Consider the following 16,316-nt stretch of genomic DNA (forward strand, 5'->3'; position numbering starts at 1 on the left):
GCCAGGAGCTGCTTGGTGTCCTTGGGCAGGCAGTACCCGCCGTACCCGAAGGACGGGTTGTTGTAGTGCGACCCGATGCGGGGGTCCAGGCCGACGCCCTCGATGATCTGCGCGGTGTCAAGGCCGTGGGTCGCGGCGTAGGTGTCCAGCTCGTTGAAGTACGCGACCCGCAGCGCGAGGTAGGTGTTGGCGAACAGCTTGATCGCCTCGGCCTCGGTGGGGTCGGTCAGCAGGATCGGGACGTCCTTGGTGACCGCGCCTTCCAGGAGCAGGTCGGCGAACTGCTTACCGCGTTCGGTGCGGTCGCCGACCACGATGCGTGAGGGGTGCAGGTTGTCGTGCAGGGCCCGGCCCTCGCGCAGGAACTCGGGGGAGAACACGATGCCGGCACCGGGGTGCTCGGCCCGGACTCGTTCGGTGAACCCGACGGGGATGGTCGACTTGACCACGATCGTCGCGTCGGGGGTACGGGCCAGGACGTCGCTGATCACGGTCTCGACCGAGGACGTGTCGAAGAAGTTGCTGATCTCGTCGTAGTTCGTCGGGGTCGCGACGACCACGACCTGCGCGCCGGTGTAGGCCGCGTCCTTGTCCAGGGTCGCGGTCAGGTTCAGGGGGTGGCTGGTGAGGTATTCCTCCAGCTCGGTGTCCACGATCGGGGAGATGCGGTCGTTGACCTGGGCGACCTTGACCGGGTCGACGTCCAGGGCCCAGACCTCGTGGTGCTGCGCGAGCAGCACGGCATTGGACAGACCGACATAACCCGTGCCGACAACAGCGATCTTCACGACGAATCCTCTCGATTGTGCGACGAGGTGGTCCGGTCGTTCCGGAACGCCCGCCCACTGCGGATGCTAGGTGCGTGCCATGCTTCCGTTCAAAGCGCGGCGCCCTGTGGTCTGTTCCGTGCTCAGCTGCCCACCGCCGTGACGAACGGGCGGAGCCCCTTCTCCAGCCACGGCTGCAGCGTCCTGGCGAACGTGTCCGTCACGTGGCTGCTGCCGTCGCGGTAGACGAACACGGAGCCCACGACCGCGGGACAGCGCTCCTCGGTGCAGAAGCGGTTGCTGAGGTCGACCAGCGTCACGTCCGTCGAGTCCCGTGCGGCCGCGTGGAAGTACTCCGGCAGGGAGAATGCCTCGGAGCGGTCGACGCCGCACGCCGCGGGGTCCGACGACGTCGTGACGCACTCGCGCGCCTCGTTGGGCATCCGCGGGGTGTCGGCGAGGACCGCCACCGGCAGGCCGGCTGCCGTGAACTCGGCCCAGCGGTCGCGGAAGCCGCCCACGGCGGTCCCGCGGTCGGGCTCGCCCGCGTCGTCGACGAACGTGTAGCCGGCTCGGGCCGACGTCAGCACCCCGTCGAAGCCTCCGGCCAGGACACGGTCGCGGACCTCGTCGTTCCAGGCGATGCACGTGGTCTCGTCGAAGGTCGAGTCCAGGTTGCCCACGGCGGCCGTGAACGGGCAGGCGCCCTTGAAGTAGAGGGTGATCCGCCATCCGTTGGCCTTGGCGATCTCCGACACGGGTGTGGCCCACTGGGCCAGGTGGGAGTCGCCCACCATGGCGATGGAGCGTTCACCCTCCGGGTCGCCGAGCACGCACTCGCGCACGCCCTCGCCCTCGGGCTGGACCCGGCACTCGTCGGTGTAGACCGGCGGCAGGTCGTCCTCGGCGACAGCAGGCTCCGGCACGATCTCGGTGACCGAGTCGGGGGAGCAGAGGGAACCGTCCGGCTGGATCGCCGCGGCGCCGAAACAGTCGGTGCCGATGGCCTGTTCGGCCAGCTGCTGGCTCTCCCGTTCCTGGGCGTTGATGATCGAGACGCCCACGACCGGCACCGCCAGGGCGGCGACCGTCGTGCCGACCAGCACGGCGTAGGTCACACGCGGGCGCCGTGCGGCGAGGACGGGGGTGCGGCGGACCGGATCCTCGACGTACAGCTTCGTCAGCCAGGCGAGGACCAGCGTGGCGACCAGGATCACGAGCTTGTGGCGGTAGTCGAGGTCGCCCCCGAGCACGAGCGGGACGATCACGATCGGCGGCCAGTGCCACAGGTAGATCGAGTACGAGTTGTCGCCCAGCCACCGTACGGGCGTCAGGTTGTAGAGCCGGGTCGGCGCGAGCGGGTGGTTCGACTCGCCCGCCACGACGACCAGGAGCACGCCGGCCACCGGCAGAAGGGCTGCGACGCCCGGGAACGGCGTTCCGCTGCCGTAGGCGAAGGTGGACACGACAAGGGCTGCCACGCCCGTCCACGACACGAGGGCCGAGAGCCCACCCCGGTTCGCGAGGGTGGTGCCGACGAACGCCAGGAGCGCACCCGCACCGAACTGCCAGGCGCGGGTGGGGGTCACGAAGTAGGCGGCGGACGGGTTCGTGGACGTCAGCACGATCCCGTAGACGAGCGAGGCGACGGTGATCACGGCAAGGACCATGAAGATCGCCGAGCGCGGGGACCTACGGGTGCGGGCGGCGAGCCACAGCGCCCCGACGATCAGGAGGGGCCAGATCAGGTAGAACTGCTCCTCGACGCTCAACGACCAGTAGTGCTGGACCGGTGAAGCGGCGTTCTCGGCGGCCAGGTAGTCGACGGCTTGGGCGGCGAGGGCCCAGTTCAGGACGTAGACCACCGCCGCGATCGTGTCCTGCAGGAACGTCTGCCACAGCTCGCGCGGCACCCACAGGACCACCGCGACGGCGGAGACGACCGCGACCAGCAACGAGGCAGGCAGCAGGCGGCGGACTCGCCGCGCCCAGAACTGCGGCAGGTCGATCTTCTGGGTCCGGTCGACCTCGCGCAGCAGGTGCGAGGTGATCAGGAAGCCGGAGATCACGAAGAAGGCGTCGACCCCGATATAGCCGCCGGGCACGTGCATGGGCCAGAGGTGGTAGAGCACCACCGCCATCACCGCGAACGCGCGAAGCGCCTGGATATCTCCTCGCACGCCACGGGCGGCTTTCATACGACTCGTCACTTCATACCTTTCGGCACGCGCGGGGCGCGAGCCTTCGACTTCTGGCAGCCGGAGAGCCTGTTGTGCGGATCTGGGCGGCTGCGAGCATACCAACGGGGCTGTTGCCCGCCTCGGAACATCGTACGGAGCGCGGCGGTGAACCGGCGGATCAGGCGAGGAGACTGCGTGCTGCGGAGAATACGGGTTCGACGAGCCGCTCCTGGAGGTCGAGGACCTCACGCCGCACCTCGTCCTCTCGCGCGAGAACGTCGAGGGTGCTCTCGAGCAGCTGCTCACCGAGGTCCGGCGCGTTCGCGTCGAAGCCCCAGGCGGGCCGGTCGATGTCGTCGAGGAAGTATCGCATCTTGGGGTGCGAGATGATGCTCAGCACCGGTGTCCCGAGGCCGAACGGGATCATCGTCGCGTGCCCGCGCATGCCGATCACCAGGCTCGCGTCACGATAGGTGGCGAGGCTCTCGTCCATCGGCTTGTTGTACAGCCTCTCCACGGGAAGCTCCCGGTCGAAGCTCTTCCGAAGGTCGTTGACGAGACGCTCGTCGCTCGCCAGGTGTGCCGCGTACGCGATCTCCGCGCCGGACGCCCGCACACCGTCCACGAGGCGCACCATCTCCTGGAGGAAGTCGCGATAGCTCTCGCCGAACCGGCGCGAGCTCCGGTCGAAGGCGGCGTTGAGCAGGACGCGTCCGGAGCGTGGCGCCGCGGGTACGTCCACGGTGTGGATCCGCGACATGATCGTCGTCGGGCACGGTACGTAGCGCACCTTGTCCCGGAGGGAGTCGGGGAGGAACGAGCGCACCCGGTCGATCGACCCGTGGTTCCGCAGCCCCAGGAAGACCGCCTTCTCGGTGACCTTCACGATGCTGTCCTGGAAGAGCGAGCCCTTGAACGTCTGGCCCGGAAAGAGGTTGTAGCCCACGGAGAACAGGGCGATCGGGGCGGTGATGCGGTCCAGGTGGTCGTTGTCGACGTTCCACTGCCAGCCGGAGGACCCGTTGGGTGAGGTGTCCGGGAGGAACAGGCCACCCCCGCCCACGACGACGGCGCGCTGGGCGTTGAACTGCTCCACCGTGACGTCGTCGACGACCTGGTGGGCGTGGTACGGGCGCCAGCTGACGGGTGTCGTGGCCGTGTCGATGGCGGCCCGGACGGCGACCGGCAGCGCGATGTCGCCGAAGTTCCCGGACGCGCCGGGGTAGTACGCGACGTGCGCGACGCTGCCCGCGAGGTCGGCGGGGTCGGCGGAGCTCCTGCTCTCCGCGGCCGACCTGATCTGCTCGAGCATCTTCGCTGCCGCGCGTCGCTCGGGATCGGCGTCGAGCGCCGCCTGCGCGGCCACCTCGCCGTCGGCGTAGCGGTGCGTGATCCAGGCCGTGCGTGCCCGGTGGAACTGCGCCTGCGCCACATCCTCGGAGGGCGCCGTGACGAGGCCGAGGACCGCGTGCGCGGCCCCGTAGCGGCTCGTCGCCGACAGCATCCGTGCCCACATCAGCAGGAACTGGTTGATCCGGAGCGCACCGGGCGTCGTGGCGGCCTTCTCGAGGGCCGTCGCGGCGGCGGCGAAGTCGCCGTCGTCGGCGAGCCCGGACGCCTCTTCGGCGACGGACGTGAGCCAGTCGGGTTCGGACTGAGGCTGCTTGCGCCGCTGCATGGCGGCGTACGCGTCGAGCAGCGGCTCGACGGCGGCGGTCTCGTCGATGATGGCGGAGTGCACGATGAGGGCCGCGACGGCGGCCTCGAGCTCCTCACCCCGGCGAGGGCTGCGCGCGATCGTCAGCACGTCGTCGACGAGGCTCCGGGTGGGCTCGTCGAGGCCGCGGGCATCAAGGGACTCGGACCAGCGCAGGACCGCTGCTCGGAGCGTGGCGAGCGTCTTCTCGCGGCGCACCCGCTTCTCGACGGTCCTGCGCAGCTCCTCGGCGTCGGTGGACTGGCGCCGTAGTGCCAGGCGCCAGTCCTTCTTGGCAGCCGGCCAGTCACCGGAGGCGGCCGCGAGAGTCCCTCGGAGGTCGTGCGCGCGAGGACTCTGCGGGCGTTCGTCGAGCAGTCGCTCGACCACCTGGGTCGCGTACTGCAGGTCGCCCTCGTCCACGGCGGCCTCGACGAGGGTCAGCGCCTTGCCGAAGACGCCGGACGGGCCGGCCCAGCCCGTCCGGCCGGTCGTCAGGGCGAAGAGCGTGGTTCCGTCGTCCGCCCGCAACAGGTGGTCGAGCAGCTCTCGTCGCGCCCGGCGCGTCTTCGGGGCGACGTGCTCGTCGGGGTTCTCGACCGCGTGCAGGAACGCCCGGTTGGCATCCGCGCGTTGGACGGCATCGGTCTTGGAACCGACCATCCTGTTGGTCTCGTTCACGACGGTGGCCGCGAGGTTGGATCCGCGACGGGCAAGCGCTCTGCGGATCGAATCTGGGGACATTCGCTACTCCTGCTGCACGGAAGGGCGGGCGTGCGAGGACGCTACAGTAGTTCGGGTGCTCTCCAGTACGAGGAACTGCTCCGGGAGCAGGCGACGGACCTCGTTCGATAGGGTCGCTCCCACTCCCGCCCCCACCACCAGAGATTAGGCCATGCCCGACCAGTCAACCCCCTCAGCGATCGTCATCATTCCAGCACGCGGTGGTTCCCAGGGCGTCCCCCTGAAGAATCTCGCGCGGGTGGACGGCATCACGCTCGTCGGGCGGGCAGTCCAGGCCTCGCTCGCCGCTTCCTCGGTGGCCGAGGTCATCGTCTCGACGGACCACGACGAGATCGCCGCCGAGGCGCGACAGCACGGAGCGCGCGTCGTGGCCCGCCCCGCGGAGATCGCTGGCGGCACCGCGTCGTCGGAGTCAGCCCTGCTGCACGTCCTCGACCGGGTCGAGGCCGGCGACGGCGGGCTGCCCCCGCAGGAGATCCCGCCCGTGACGGTGCTGGTGCAGTGCACCTCGCCGTTCATCGACCCGGAGGACCTCGACACCGCGATCCGCCGGGTCGCGACCGGGGAGAAGGACGTGGTGGTGGCCGTGTCGGAGACGCACGACTTCCAGTGGCGGATCGATGACGGCGTCGCGAGCCCGGTGGGCCACACCACCGAGTACCGGCCGCGGCGCCAGGAACGGGCACCGCACTTTCGCGAGACGGGTGCCTTCTATGTGATGAGGACCGACGGGTTCCGTGCCGGCAGCACGCGGTTCTTCGGCGACGTCGGCATCCAGCCGGTGGCCTCGGAGTGGGCCATCGAGATCGACGAGCCCCGCGATCTCTGGCTCGCGCGCCAGCTCGTGGACCAGGACGCCGACGCCACGCCCGAGCCGTTGGACGTTGACGCCCTCGTCACAGATTTCGACGGCGTCCACACCGACGACCACGCGTTCGTCGACCAGGACGGCACCGAGCAGGTGCGGGTGAGCCGCGGCGACGGCATGGGCGTCTCGCTCCTGCGTCGCACGGGCCTTCCGATCCTCATCCTGTCGACGGAGACCAACAAGGTCGTCGCCTCGCGTGCCGACAAGCTGAAGGTGCAGGTCATGCACGGTGTCGAGAACAAGGCCGCTGCTCTGCGGGCCTGGATCGCCGAGCGGGACCTCGACCCGGCGCGCGTCGCGTACGTCGGAAACGACGTCAACGACCTCGCCGCCATGGCGGTCGTCGGCTGGCCCGTCGCGGTCGCCGACGCGCGCCCTGAAGTCAAGGCTCAGGCGCGGCTAGTACTGTCCCGCGAGGGCGGGAACGGTGCGGTTCGTGAGATCTGTGACCGTATACTCGCTGCGCGTCCGGGTGCAGCGGCCCACATCAGTTCAGCTGCTGCCCAGACCCCCGTCGTCACCGGTTAGTCCCGACGACACGTAACAGCACTACCCTGTGCTCGACCCTTTCGGAAGGACCTTTTATGAGCGCGACGAACGCGCAGCCCGCGCCGGTCACCATCGGCGACCTGCAGGTGGGCGCCGACCAGCCCGTGTACGTGATCGGCGAGATCGGCATCAACCACAACGGTGACGTCGAGATTGCCAAGAAGCTGATCGACGTCGCGGTCGAGGCCGGATGCCAGGCCGTGAAGTTCCAGAAGCGCACTCCGGAGATCAGCACTCCGAAGGACCAGCGCGACAAGATCCGTCAGACGCCCTGGGGCGAGATGACGTACCTCGAGTACAAGTACAAGGTTGAGTTCGAGAAGCCCGAGTACACGGAGATCGACGCGTACGCCAAGGACAAGGGCGTGCAGTGGTTCGCGTCCCCGTGGGACGCCCCGTCGGTTGAGTTCCTCGAGAAGATGGACGTGCCGACCCACAAGGTCGCCTCCGCCTCGGTGACCGACCACGAGATGCTGCGTGCGCTCGCCGCGACGGGCAAGCCGATCATCCTCTCGACCGGTATGTCGACGCTCGAGCAGATCGACGCCGCGGTGGAGATCCTGGACACGAGCAAGCTCGTGATCCTGCACTCCACGTCGACGTACCCGCTTCCCCCCGAGGAGGCGAACCTGCGCACCATCACGACGCTGCAGGAGCGCTACGGCGTGCCCATCGGCTACTCGGGCCACGAGACCGGTCTGCAGATCTCGATCGCGGCAGTGGCGCTCGGCGCCGTCGCCGTGGAGCGGCACATCACGCTCGACCGCGCCATGTGGGGTTCGGACCACGCCTCCTCGCTCGAGCCCAAGGGCCTCGAGAACCTGGTGCGCGACATCCGCATCCTCGAGAAGGCGCTCGGGGACGGCGAGAAGCGCGTCATGCCCGGCGAGTTCTCGCCCATGTCGCGACTCCGCCGCGTCGACGCCTGAGACGAACGTAGCGCGAAGGGCGGGAGCCGGACGAGGCGCCCGCCCTTCGCGGAACCGTAGGCTCAGGCGTTCGAGCACCGCCTGAGCCGAAGCCGCAAGAATCAGTCATCGTCGGAGGCGGGCGCCGCACGTGCGGTGCCCGCCTCCGATGTTCCCGGATCCGTGAGGACCGGAACCCGGGCCGAACCGGCCCGGTCGTCGTGAGAGGGAGCCACGTGCCCGAGCGGGTTGAGGCGGCAAGCATGCCGTTGGTGACGGTGGTCGCCGTCGTACGCGATGAGGAGCCGTACCTCGAGGCGATGGTGCGGTCGATCCTGGGCCAGGACTATCCGCATCCCCTGCACATGGTGCTCGCGGTGGGTCCCTCGAAGGACCGGACCCGCGAGATCGCGGACAAGCTCGCGATCGAGACGGGTCGCGTCACCGTGGTCGACAACCCCACCGGTTCGAAGCCGCTCGGCCTGAACGCGGGCCTGGAGCGGATGCCGGAGGGCCACTCGATCTTCGTCCGGGTGGACGGCCACACGGTGGCGGAGCCCACGTACGTGCGGCGCGCGGTGGACGCGCTCCAGGCCGCGGGGGCTGACGGCGTGGGCGGGCAGATGCTCCCCGTCGGCGACACCTCGGTGCAGAAGGCCGTGGCGCGCGCGATGAGCCACCCGGCAGGTCTGGGCGCGGCGTCGTTCCACACGGGCGGCAGTGCCGGCCCCGCCGAGACGGTCTACCTGGGCACGTTCCGGCGTGAGGCTCTGGAGCGCGTGGGCGGGTACTCGCCCGTGTACGTGCGGGCGCAGGACTGGGAGCTGTGCCTGCGCCTGCGGAACAGCGGCAGCCTGCTGTGGTTCGACCCGTCGCTCGTGGTCGAGTACAAGCCGCGCCGCACGCTGACCGCGCTCGCGACGCAGTTCTGGCGCACCGGCATGTGGCGTCGCGAGGTCGTGCGTCGCAACCCCGGCACGGCCAGCCTGCGCTACCTGGCCCCGCCGACCGCCGTGCTCGTCCTCAGCGTGTCCATCCTGCTGGCTGTCGTCGGTGCCGTGGCTGGCTGGCTGCCCCTGACGCTGATCGGCCTCGTGGCGCCCGCCACCTACCTGCTGGGCGTGCTCGGCGCGTCGGTGCACGCCGCGACCCGCAGCCCGCGCCTCGACCTGCGCTCGGCCCTGGTGCTGCCGCTCACGCTCATCACGATGCACATGGCGTGGGGCGCCGGATTCCTGCGCGGGCTCACGGAGCGGGTCCGGATCGACGACGGCGTCTGACACGAGCTGCCAGGGGCGCCCGACCGCGACGTGCGGTCGAGCGCCCCTGGCGCGTACGTGCTGTCGTGTCAGGCGTGCAGACGCCGACGTGCCACGACGAGCGCGGCGCCCGCGGCCACGAGCAGCGCGGCGACGCCGGCCGTGAGCCAGGCCGCCTCGGGGCCGGTCGCGGCGAGCTCCTCGTCGGAGCCGTCGGGCTGTCCGGCGCCCGCTCCGTTGTCGGCCCCGTTGTCATCGCCGCCGGGGGCTGGGCCCTCGTCGACGCCGGCGCACGGGTCGGCGGAGTCGAAGCGCAGCTTGGCCAGCGCCTCGTGGATGTCCTCGCCGTCACCCGTGTGGATCCAGAAGATCGGGTTGGCGACAGCCGTCTCCGTCGGGTCGTAGATGTCGGTCTCGTAGCCCGGGTGCATCGGACCTGTCATGCCCGGTGTGCTGCCGTCCCAGGCGAGCCGTCCGGAGAGCTCGTCGCCGTCGTAGATGACGTTCCCTCGGACAGCCTCGTCCGTGGTGTAGGGGTAGATGGAGACGGTCGTCTCGTCGGTCGCCCACCACGCGTCGATGTCGTACACGAGGTAGCCCATGCCGTCCGTGCACTCGGTGGTCACGTTGACGGTGGTCTCGTCGTTGTGGTTGCAGTTCGGGAAGGCGAAGTCGTCGAGCGGCATCACGACCGGGTCGGCGGTGCCGGGCTCCGGAGTCAGGAGGTAGGGCGGCTCCTCGAAGATGGGGTCGGTCCAGGGGTCCCAGCCGAAGATCTCGCCCCACTCGTAGCCCTCGTCCAGCGTCGCGGTGAAGACGTCGTTCTCAAGGGTGTAGGTGACGCCGTCCCCGTCCTGGGGCAGCTCGAAGTCGTCGGACGGGTCCTCGTCACAGGTGTAGACGGGCCGCAGCGCCAGCGCTGTCTCCAGCGCGGCGGCGTCGTCGTCCGCGGGCGCGGACGCGCTCACCGTGGGCGCGGGGACGCTCGGCGACGGGCTCGGGGACTCCGTGGCGATCGCGGTGCCTGCCCCGGCGAGGAAGGAGATCGCAAGAACGGTGGTGCCGATCAGAGCACGTTTCATGGTGACTTCCGGTGTAGGGAGCGAGGCCGGCCCGGCCCCACGGCGACGTTAGCCCTACCGCACCGGCCGGGCAACGAAGATTTCGTCCTACCGCGACAATTCACCCAGGGGTTGTGTTCGGCTCACCAGGGGACGCGGACTACTGGTTCGAGAGCGACGGCGCCACCCGGCCGAGCATCCGCTTGACCGGCCGTCCCGCGACCAGGATGGTCCGGTAGACAGGCGCCGGAAGCACGGACTGCAGCACCACCCGCAGGTGCCGGGGCCACAGCCACGGCCGGACGTCGGGCAGCGGGCGCAGCTCGCCGGCCGCACGCTGCGCGGCGAGGAGAGAGACGGTCGCGGGCAGCTCCGACTCGGTGCTGTGCAGGTAGTTCTCGTCGAGCCACGCGGCGTCGGGCACGGGGCCGTCCTCGCGGAAGAGCTTTCCGGCGTCAGCCAGCGAGACCAGGCAGCCGCTGCCGGTGAACGGCTCGTTGAGCAGTTCCTCCGAGACACCGAAGTCGTCGACGAGCGCCGTCGGCAGCTTCAGTGCGAGGGACTCGAGCGCGGCCGTCGAGCTCACCGTCACGAGCGCCGTGCCGGGCTGCAGCCACTCGGCCATGGGGCCGTCGACGAACCGCAGGGCGCCGACAGCGTGGCCGAGCCGAGCGTGCTCGCTCTCCCACAGGGCGTCGTACGGATGCTCCTCGTTGTGGGTCTGCCGCTCGCCCTTGCGGGCGCGGAGCTTGACGATGACGTCGAAGCCCTCGGCGGCGACGTTCGCCAGGCCGTCGAGCAGCCGCAGGCGTTCGGCGCGCCCGGCGGGGACCTTGGCCTGGGCGGCGAAGACGACCCGGTCGATGGGCCTGGGCGTCATGGCGGCGTGACGCTCCAGGAACGGCAGATGGTTCAGGACCACCTGCGGCTCGACGTCGTGCGCGGCGAACGCGTCCTGGTAGGCCAGGCGCTCCCTGCGGCTGTGCACCACGAACGCGTCGCACCAGCGCCGCCACGCCGTGCCGCGCGGGGTGGCGGGGAGGGCCATCCCCGGCAGCCCGGTGACGAGCGCGGGACGGCGCTTCGGGTCCGCCCGGACCACTGCGCGCGCGACCATCTCCGCGATCGGCCCGGTGGCGGCGACCAGCACGACGTCGGGCCGCAGGTCGCGGACGTGGGCCCGCAGCGCGCGCAGGCCGAGCACGCGCGGCCGCACGATCGACGATCCGGCGACGGCAGCCGCGATCTGGCTGGTCGTCGGCACGATCGGGGTGCTGATCAGCACCGCGGAGCGCTCCAGCGGCGACTCGGGGTCGCCGAGGCTGTCGAGCGTGGAGCACGCCCACTTGAGGTAGGAGTCGCTGTCCGCGACGGCGAGCACGCGGATGGTCATCCGTGGTCCTCCGGGTTGGTCGAGTCTGGTCCGGTCCTGGCGGCGTGCGTCTCCGCCGCGAGCCGGAGCACGCTCGAGAGGTGGGCGCGCAGGCTCGGCGTCGCGCGATCGGTCCACCAGCTGTCCGGCACGGCCTGGGGGGCGACCGCCACACCCGCGGGAGCAAGGATGGTGGTCAGGAGCACGGCCGCCGTGGACGGGAGACTGACGACGCGCTGCGATGCCGTCATGCCGCGCAAGCGTAGCTCCACCGGGGCACCTGCCGCGTCGAGCACCAGTCCGTCGATCCTGGAGAGCCTGTCCAGCACGGCCTCCGGCTCGCGACGATGGGGCAGGTAGCGCAGCGGTCCGTCGGCCGCGAGCGACCGGACCCACTCGACGTACCGTTCGGCGTCGATCAGCCCGTCGCCGGCGAGCGCGGAACCGATCACCACCGTGGGTTCTGCCGGGGCGTCGGCGGCCGGCACCTGCGCCAGCCAGGCGAACTCGTTGCGCACCAGCTCGAAGCCCATCGCGCGCAGACGGTCACCGACCCCGGCGTCGAGCGGGAGCGCGGTGAACAGGGTCACCCGGCCGTCGGCGGCCAGGCTCCGCAGGCGGCGGGCGGCGACGGTCCCGAGGCTGCGCCGCGCGGTGCCGGCGGTGGCACGGGGGCGGACCAGGGGTTCACGCTCCGCCAGACGGCGAGCCAGGTCGCGGGTGGCGAGCCCGTCGTCGACGAGGACCACGCGGGTCAGACCGCGGCGCAGGGGAGCCGTCGCCTGGAACAGCCCGGAGAAGGCGTCGCCGACCAGCCAGACCGGCTCGTTGGCGGTGAGGGCCGCGCGCCGTCCACCCAGGTTGGCGGAGAGGCCCGCCGGGAGCCCGAAGCCGCGCACCGCGTCGAGGGCGGCGCCCAGCGCGGGGACGTCGTCCCGCACGTGGACCCGAGTCGGATTTCCGCCGAGACCCGCAGCATGGGCTTCAATGGTGCAGAGCAGCTGGAGCGGCGACTCGACCAGTGCACCCGCGGTCCGCATCGGAGGTGACGGGTTGTCATGGACGGTCGGCACGTGGGGCAGTCTCTCACGGTCCGGAGTCGCCGGGCCGCCCAGCTCACTGGTCTGGGTGTCCGACCAATCTGGTAGGTTTCCAGGCCGACCCGCTAGGATTTTTGAAGGCCGGTCCACACCGGCCCGCCCTCCACAGACAGGTATTCCACCCACCGTGAGCACACCTACCACCGATGCGACCGCAGCCGGTGTCCGCCCTGCACGAGGCGGTACGCCACAACCGCCGCCGCCGCTGGCCCCCGACACGACGTCGGCGGAGCGGCTGGCCATGGCGGAGCGGTACGGACTGCGTCGACTGAACGTACGCCCTCCGCTCCGGGAGTACATCCGGGACCTGATGGGCCGCTGGTCCTTCATCCGTGTCCTGGCCACGTCGACCGCGTACGCCAGGAACCAGAGCAACTACCTGGGACAGCTCTGGGCGGTGCTGAACCCGATCCTCAACGCCGCCGTCTACGTGCTGATCTTCGGGATCCTGCTGGGCGTCAACCGGCACGTGGGGAACTCGATCGCGTTCATCGTGGTCGGCGTCTTCATCTTCCGTTTCATCGAGTCGTCGGTGACCGGGGGCGCCAAGTCGATCAGCGGCAAGACGCAGCTGCTGCGCTCCCTGCACTTCCCACGGGCCGTCATGCCCATCTCCACCGTGCTGTCGCTGCTCGCGACGCTGATCCCGGCGCTCGTGGTCATGTGCGTCATCGTGCTGGTGAGCGGGTACATCCCCGGCTACCAGACGATGAAGGTCACCTGGTGGTGGCTGCTCCTGCCCGCCGCCGTGGCGCTCCTCTGGATCTTCAACACCGGTCTCGCGTTCATCATGGCCCGCGTGGTGGCGACCACGCCGGACCTGGACAACATCATCGGCTTCGTGATGCGCGTGGTGATGTACGGGTCGGGCGTGATCTTCCCGCTCGCCGGCTACCTCGAACGGATGAACATCTCGGAGGGCGCCAAGGTCGTGCTCGGCGGGGTGCTCGAGTACCAGCCGGTGGCGGTGTTCCTCTACCTGGTGCGGTCCTGCCTGACGCAGGAGGAGTCCATCCCGCAGAGCGGGCTGATGTGGGCGCTCGGCGCGGGCTGGGCAGTGTTGTTCTTCGTGATCGGCTTCGTCATCTTCTGGCGCGGCGAGGAGAGGTACGGACGTGACTGAGGCCGACGCACACATGGACTTCGACCTCGAGCTCGAGCAGGACGACCTCGACGAGGAAGCGGCAGAGGCCCCGATCGGGGATCCCTGCCTGGTGGTGGACGACCTGCACGTCGTCTATCGAGTCGTCGGCAGCCGCGCCCGGAAAGAGGCGGAGAAGGGCGTCGAGGTGCGCGAGGCGCAGATCAAGCCGTCGTTCCTGAAGCGCCTCGCCAACGCTGGTCGCCAGCACACCGGCGGCGTGAGCGAGGTGCACGCGGTGCGCGGCATCTCGTTCACCGTGCGGCACGGCGAGTCGATCGGGATCGTCGGCGTCAACGGCTCGGGCAAGAGCACGCTGCTGCGCGCCATCGCGGGCCTGATGCCGCCGGCGTCGGGCAGCGTCCACGTTTCGGGCGAGCCGTCGCTGCTGGGCGTCAACGCGGCGCTCATGCCGCAGCTCAGCGGCGAGCAGAACATCATGATCGGTGGCCTGGCGCTCGGCCTCACACCCAAGCAGGTCGAGGAACGTTTCGACGAGGTGGTGGAGTTCGCCGGGATCGGTGACTTCGTGTACCTCCCGATGCGCACCTACTCCTCGGGCATGGCCGCCCGGCTGCGCTTCGCCATCTCGTCCGCGGCGTCGCCGGAGATCCTGATGATCGACGAGGCGCTCGCGACCGGCGATGCGGCCTTCAAGGCACGGTCGAAGGCGAGGATCGAGGACGTGCGCCAGAACGCCGGGACGGTGTTCCTCGTCAGCCACTCGATCTCGACCGTCGAGGCCATGTGCACCCGGGTGCTGTGGGTGCACCAGGGCAAGCTCGTGATGGACGGTCCCACGCACGAGGTGACCGAGCGGTACAAGGAGTACGTCCGGAGCCTCCGGCCCCCTGGTCGTCGGGGCGGCCGTGGCGGTGGCCGGGCAGGTGGCCGGAACGCGAAGGGCGGTGCCCGCAAGGCGGGCGCCGGCGCCGGTGGGCAGGCCAGGGCGGGCGCCGGCGGGCAGACCGCCGACTGAGCACGCGCGCTGAGCGCACGAAGGGCCACAGCTCCTGGAGCTGCGGCCCTTCATGCGTCCCGACCGCGGGCGGATCCGGGTCGATCGAGCCGGCCCGGTCGGCTGGTCAGTGGGACGCGACGAGCTCGATGAGCGACGAGTGGTCGCGCTCGAACCGTGCGGTGTACTCGTCGTACAGGATCTGGTCGACGTTGTTCGCGTCGCGGAGCCTGCGTGCCGCGTCCGACTCGTCATCGGTTCGCTCGGGCTGACCGGACCTGCCTCGGTGGCCGACGCGGTCCGCGGTGTACGAACCGATCGAGGCAGTGGCAGCGATGTGGCTCGCCTCGAGGTGCCGCATGGTCCCGACCAGGTGGAAACGTTCGTCGAGCGTCTCGCGGCACATGCGCAACAGATCGTCCTGGTCCAGGCGGGCAGTCGCCTCGAGCCAGAACATGTCCTCCTCGGCGCGCACCGACTCGAACCGGCCGGAGCTGGAGAACTGCTTGCGATAGGCGCCGAGCAGGTCGGGGTGCGTCGTGACGATCTGGCGCGCCAGCATGTTCGTCATGCCGTGCTTGATCGTGTAGTCGATGTGCTGGTCGAACGTGGGCGAGTCGTCACGCGTGGGCACGATGCCGGGGGTGGAGAGTCGCTTGAAGTACCCGGACCTGATCTGCGACACCGGGTCGCGCAGGACCGTGAAGTGGGTGAGCTCGCGCCCGGGCAGCCGGAACGCGAAGGGGTGGTGCTGGTGGACGAGCATCAGCTGCGCCGTGTCCTCCGCCGACATCTGCAGCGCGTGCTCGACCTGCAGCAGGCCGTGCCGGCGGTTGATCTGCACCATGCGGCCCCACGGCACGATGTGCTTGAGCGACACGATCATGCTGGTGCCTCCCGAGAACGGGAGATGGAAGAACACCGGCAGCGCCGTGTCTCCCGGTGCCAGCTCGCGCAGCCGGGCGAACTCCTTGGAGAGGGCGTCGTCGCCCCAGACCGTCAGGTTCGATCCCTCCTCCGGCGTGACGTGCTCGTCGAGCCGGTCGACGAGGGTGCGCGCCAGGTCTTCGCGTCCGGCGCCCGCCAGGGCGGTCACGACGACCAGCCAGTCCGCGCGGCGCGGGCCGTTGGAGACGAACTCCGGCTCGATGTCGACGACCTCGTCGAATCGTCCGGCGGCGGACAGGAGCACGGGCAGCCAGGCCCGGGCGGACGCGCTGCCGAACGTGGTGGCCAGCGTCGAGATGACGGCGATGACCAGCCCGTCCCAGTCGCTGAACCGCTTGGCGATCGCAAGGCGGCGCAGATTCTGCACGTCGCTCTGGGGAATCTTCTCGCCGCGGGCATGCCGGACCATGATGTCCGAGAAGTCCCGGAGCACGTCGTCCCTGCGGTTCCGACCGACAACCTCGGGGCCGAAAGCGCTCCGGAACTTCGCGCCGGTCACCTTGCCCCGTGCGAAACCTTGTCTCCAGTCCAGTGTTCTCGTCGTCGTCATGCGGTGGTCTCCCGGTCGATCGGATATCTGGCAGCGAGGGGCCGATGCGGCGGATCGGGCGGAGCGCCCCTCACTCGGTCGTTCCAAGCTCGGTCGTTCCAAGCTCGGTCGTTCCAAGCTCGGTCGTTCCAAGCTCGGCCGTTCCAAGCTCGGCCGTTCCAAGGTGCTCACGGACGGCGTTCACTGCCTCGTCCATGGACAGGACGGAGGTGTCG

Annotated in this window: 12 protein-coding genes; 5 read left to right on the plus strand and 7 right to left on the minus strand. The window is 70.1% G+C overall.

Annotation, left to right across the window (positions count from 1 at the left end; all coding sequences use genetic code 11):
* The 3 genes from LUU90_RS18865 to LUU90_RS18875 form a co-directional block, all read right to left on the minus strand.
* A partial coding sequence (locus LUU90_RS18865) for a nucleotide sugar dehydrogenase (RefSeq protein WP_275005297.1) occupies positions 1-788 on the minus strand: 788 nt, incomplete at its 3' end.
* Between the two features lie 122 nt (positions 789-910).
* Positions 911-2,965, minus strand: a complete 2,055-nt coding sequence (locus tag LUU90_RS18870) for an acyltransferase family protein (protein WP_275005299.1) — start codon at positions 2,963-2,965, stop codon at positions 911-913.
* A gap of 160 nt (positions 2,966-3,125) precedes the next feature.
* Positions 3,126-5,387: a polysaccharide pyruvyl transferase family protein gene (locus tag LUU90_RS18875; protein ID WP_275005301.1), complete on the minus strand. Its 2,262-nt coding sequence runs from the start codon at positions 5,385-5,387 to the stop codon at positions 3,126-3,128.
* A gap of 151 nt (positions 5,388-5,538) precedes the next feature.
* Here LUU90_RS18875 and LUU90_RS18880 point away from each other — a divergent pair, with 151 nt between their 5' ends.
* The 3 genes from LUU90_RS18880 (at position 5,539) to LUU90_RS18890 (ending at position 8,992) form a co-directional block, all read left to right on the plus strand.
* Complete coding sequence (locus LUU90_RS18880; protein ID WP_275005303.1) at positions 5,539-6,783, plus strand: acylneuraminate cytidylyltransferase; 1,245 nt, start codon at positions 5,539-5,541, stop codon at positions 6,781-6,783.
* Between the two features lie 56 nt (positions 6,784-6,839).
* Complete coding sequence (locus tag LUU90_RS18885; RefSeq protein ID WP_275005305.1) at positions 6,840-7,733, plus strand: N-acetylneuraminate synthase family protein; 894 nt, start codon at positions 6,840-6,842, stop codon at positions 7,731-7,733.
* A 242-nt stretch (positions 7,734-7,975) separates the two neighbouring features.
* Positions 7,976-8,992 (plus strand): glycosyltransferase family 2 protein, encoded by a 1,017-nt coding sequence (locus tag LUU90_RS18890; RefSeq protein WP_275005307.1) that lies wholly within the window; start codon positions 7,976-7,978, stop codon positions 8,990-8,992.
* Between the two features lie 68 nt (positions 8,993-9,060).
* Here LUU90_RS18890 and LUU90_RS18895 read toward each other — a convergent pair whose 3' ends face one another.
* From LUU90_RS18895 to LUU90_RS18905, 3 genes are all read right to left on the minus strand, one after another.
* Positions 9,061-10,053 carry a hypothetical protein gene (locus LUU90_RS18895; protein WP_275005309.1) on the minus strand — a complete coding sequence of 331 codons (993 nt, stop codon included), beginning with the start codon at positions 10,051-10,053 and terminating at the stop codon, positions 9,061-9,063.
* 139 nt (positions 10,054-10,192) lie between these two features.
* Positions 10,193-11,425: a DUF6716 putative glycosyltransferase gene (locus LUU90_RS18900; protein WP_275005312.1), complete on the minus strand. Its 1,233-nt coding sequence runs from the start codon at positions 11,423-11,425 to the stop codon at positions 10,193-10,195.
* Positions 11,422-12,477: a hypothetical protein gene (locus LUU90_RS18905; RefSeq protein ID WP_275005314.1), complete on the minus strand. Its 1,056-nt coding sequence runs from the start codon at positions 12,475-12,477 to the stop codon at positions 11,422-11,424. The genes LUU90_RS18900 and LUU90_RS18905 overlap by 4 nt, the downstream gene beginning before the upstream one ends.
* 154 nt (positions 12,478-12,631) lie before the next feature.
* Here LUU90_RS18905 and LUU90_RS18910 point away from each other — a divergent pair, with 154 nt between their 5' ends.
* Both LUU90_RS18910 and LUU90_RS18915 read left to right on the plus strand, forming a co-directional pair.
* Positions 12,632-13,627, plus strand: coding sequence for an ABC transporter permease (locus tag LUU90_RS18910; protein WP_275005316.1), 996 nt, complete (start codon positions 12,632-12,634; stop codon positions 13,625-13,627).
* The gene (locus LUU90_RS18915) at positions 13,620-14,624 is read left to right on the plus strand and encodes an ABC transporter ATP-binding protein (protein ID WP_275005318.1); all 1,005 of its coding nucleotides are present in this window, start codon (positions 13,620-13,622) and stop codon (positions 14,622-14,624) included. The genes LUU90_RS18910 and LUU90_RS18915 overlap by 8 nt, the downstream gene beginning before the upstream one ends.
* A gap of 106 nt (positions 14,625-14,730) precedes the next feature.
* Here the strand turns inward: LUU90_RS18915 and LUU90_RS18920 are convergent, their stop codons facing one another.
* Positions 14,731-16,101, minus strand: a complete 1,371-nt coding sequence (locus LUU90_RS18920) for a hypothetical protein (protein WP_275005320.1) — start codon at positions 16,099-16,101, stop codon at positions 14,731-14,733.
* Between the last annotated feature and the right edge of the window lie 215 nt (positions 16,102-16,316).

The sequence above is a fragment of the Promicromonospora iranensis genome, from assembly GCF_028994775.1.
In the GTDB taxonomy this organism is placed as follows: Bacteria; Actinomycetota; Actinomycetes; order Actinomycetales; family Cellulomonadaceae; genus Promicromonospora; species Promicromonospora iranensis_A.

Bases quoted from the DNA above. Each gene is read 5' to 3' on its own strand.
- LUU90_RS18900 (WP_275005312.1), bottom strand. From the start codon at position 11,425: ATGACCATCCGCGTGCTCGCCGTCGCGGACAGCGACTCCTACCTCAAG.
- LUU90_RS18885 (WP_275005305.1), top strand. From the start codon at position 6,840: ATGAGCGCGACGAACGCGCAGCCCGCGCCGGTCACCATCGGCGACCTG.
- LUU90_RS18895 (WP_275005309.1), bottom strand. From the start codon at position 10,053: ATGAAACGTGCTCTGATCGGCACCACCGTTCTTGCGATCTCCTTCCTC.
- LUU90_RS18920 (WP_275005320.1), bottom strand. From the start codon at position 16,101: ATGACGACGACGAGAACACTGGACTGGAGACAAGGTTTCGCACGGGGC.
- LUU90_RS18875 (WP_275005301.1), bottom strand. From the start codon at position 5,387: ATGTCCCCAGATTCGATCCGCAGAGCGCTTGCCCGTCGCGGATCCAAC.
- LUU90_RS18870 (WP_275005299.1), bottom strand. From the start codon at position 2,965: ATGAAAGCCGCCCGTGGCGTGCGAGGAGATATCCAGGCGCTTCGCGCG.
- LUU90_RS18890 (WP_275005307.1), top strand. From the start codon at position 7,976: ATGCCGTTGGTGACGGTGGTCGCCGTCGTACGCGATGAGGAGCCGTAC.
- LUU90_RS18880 (WP_275005303.1), top strand. From the start codon at position 5,539: ATGCCCGACCAGTCAACCCCCTCAGCGATCGTCATCATTCCAGCACGC.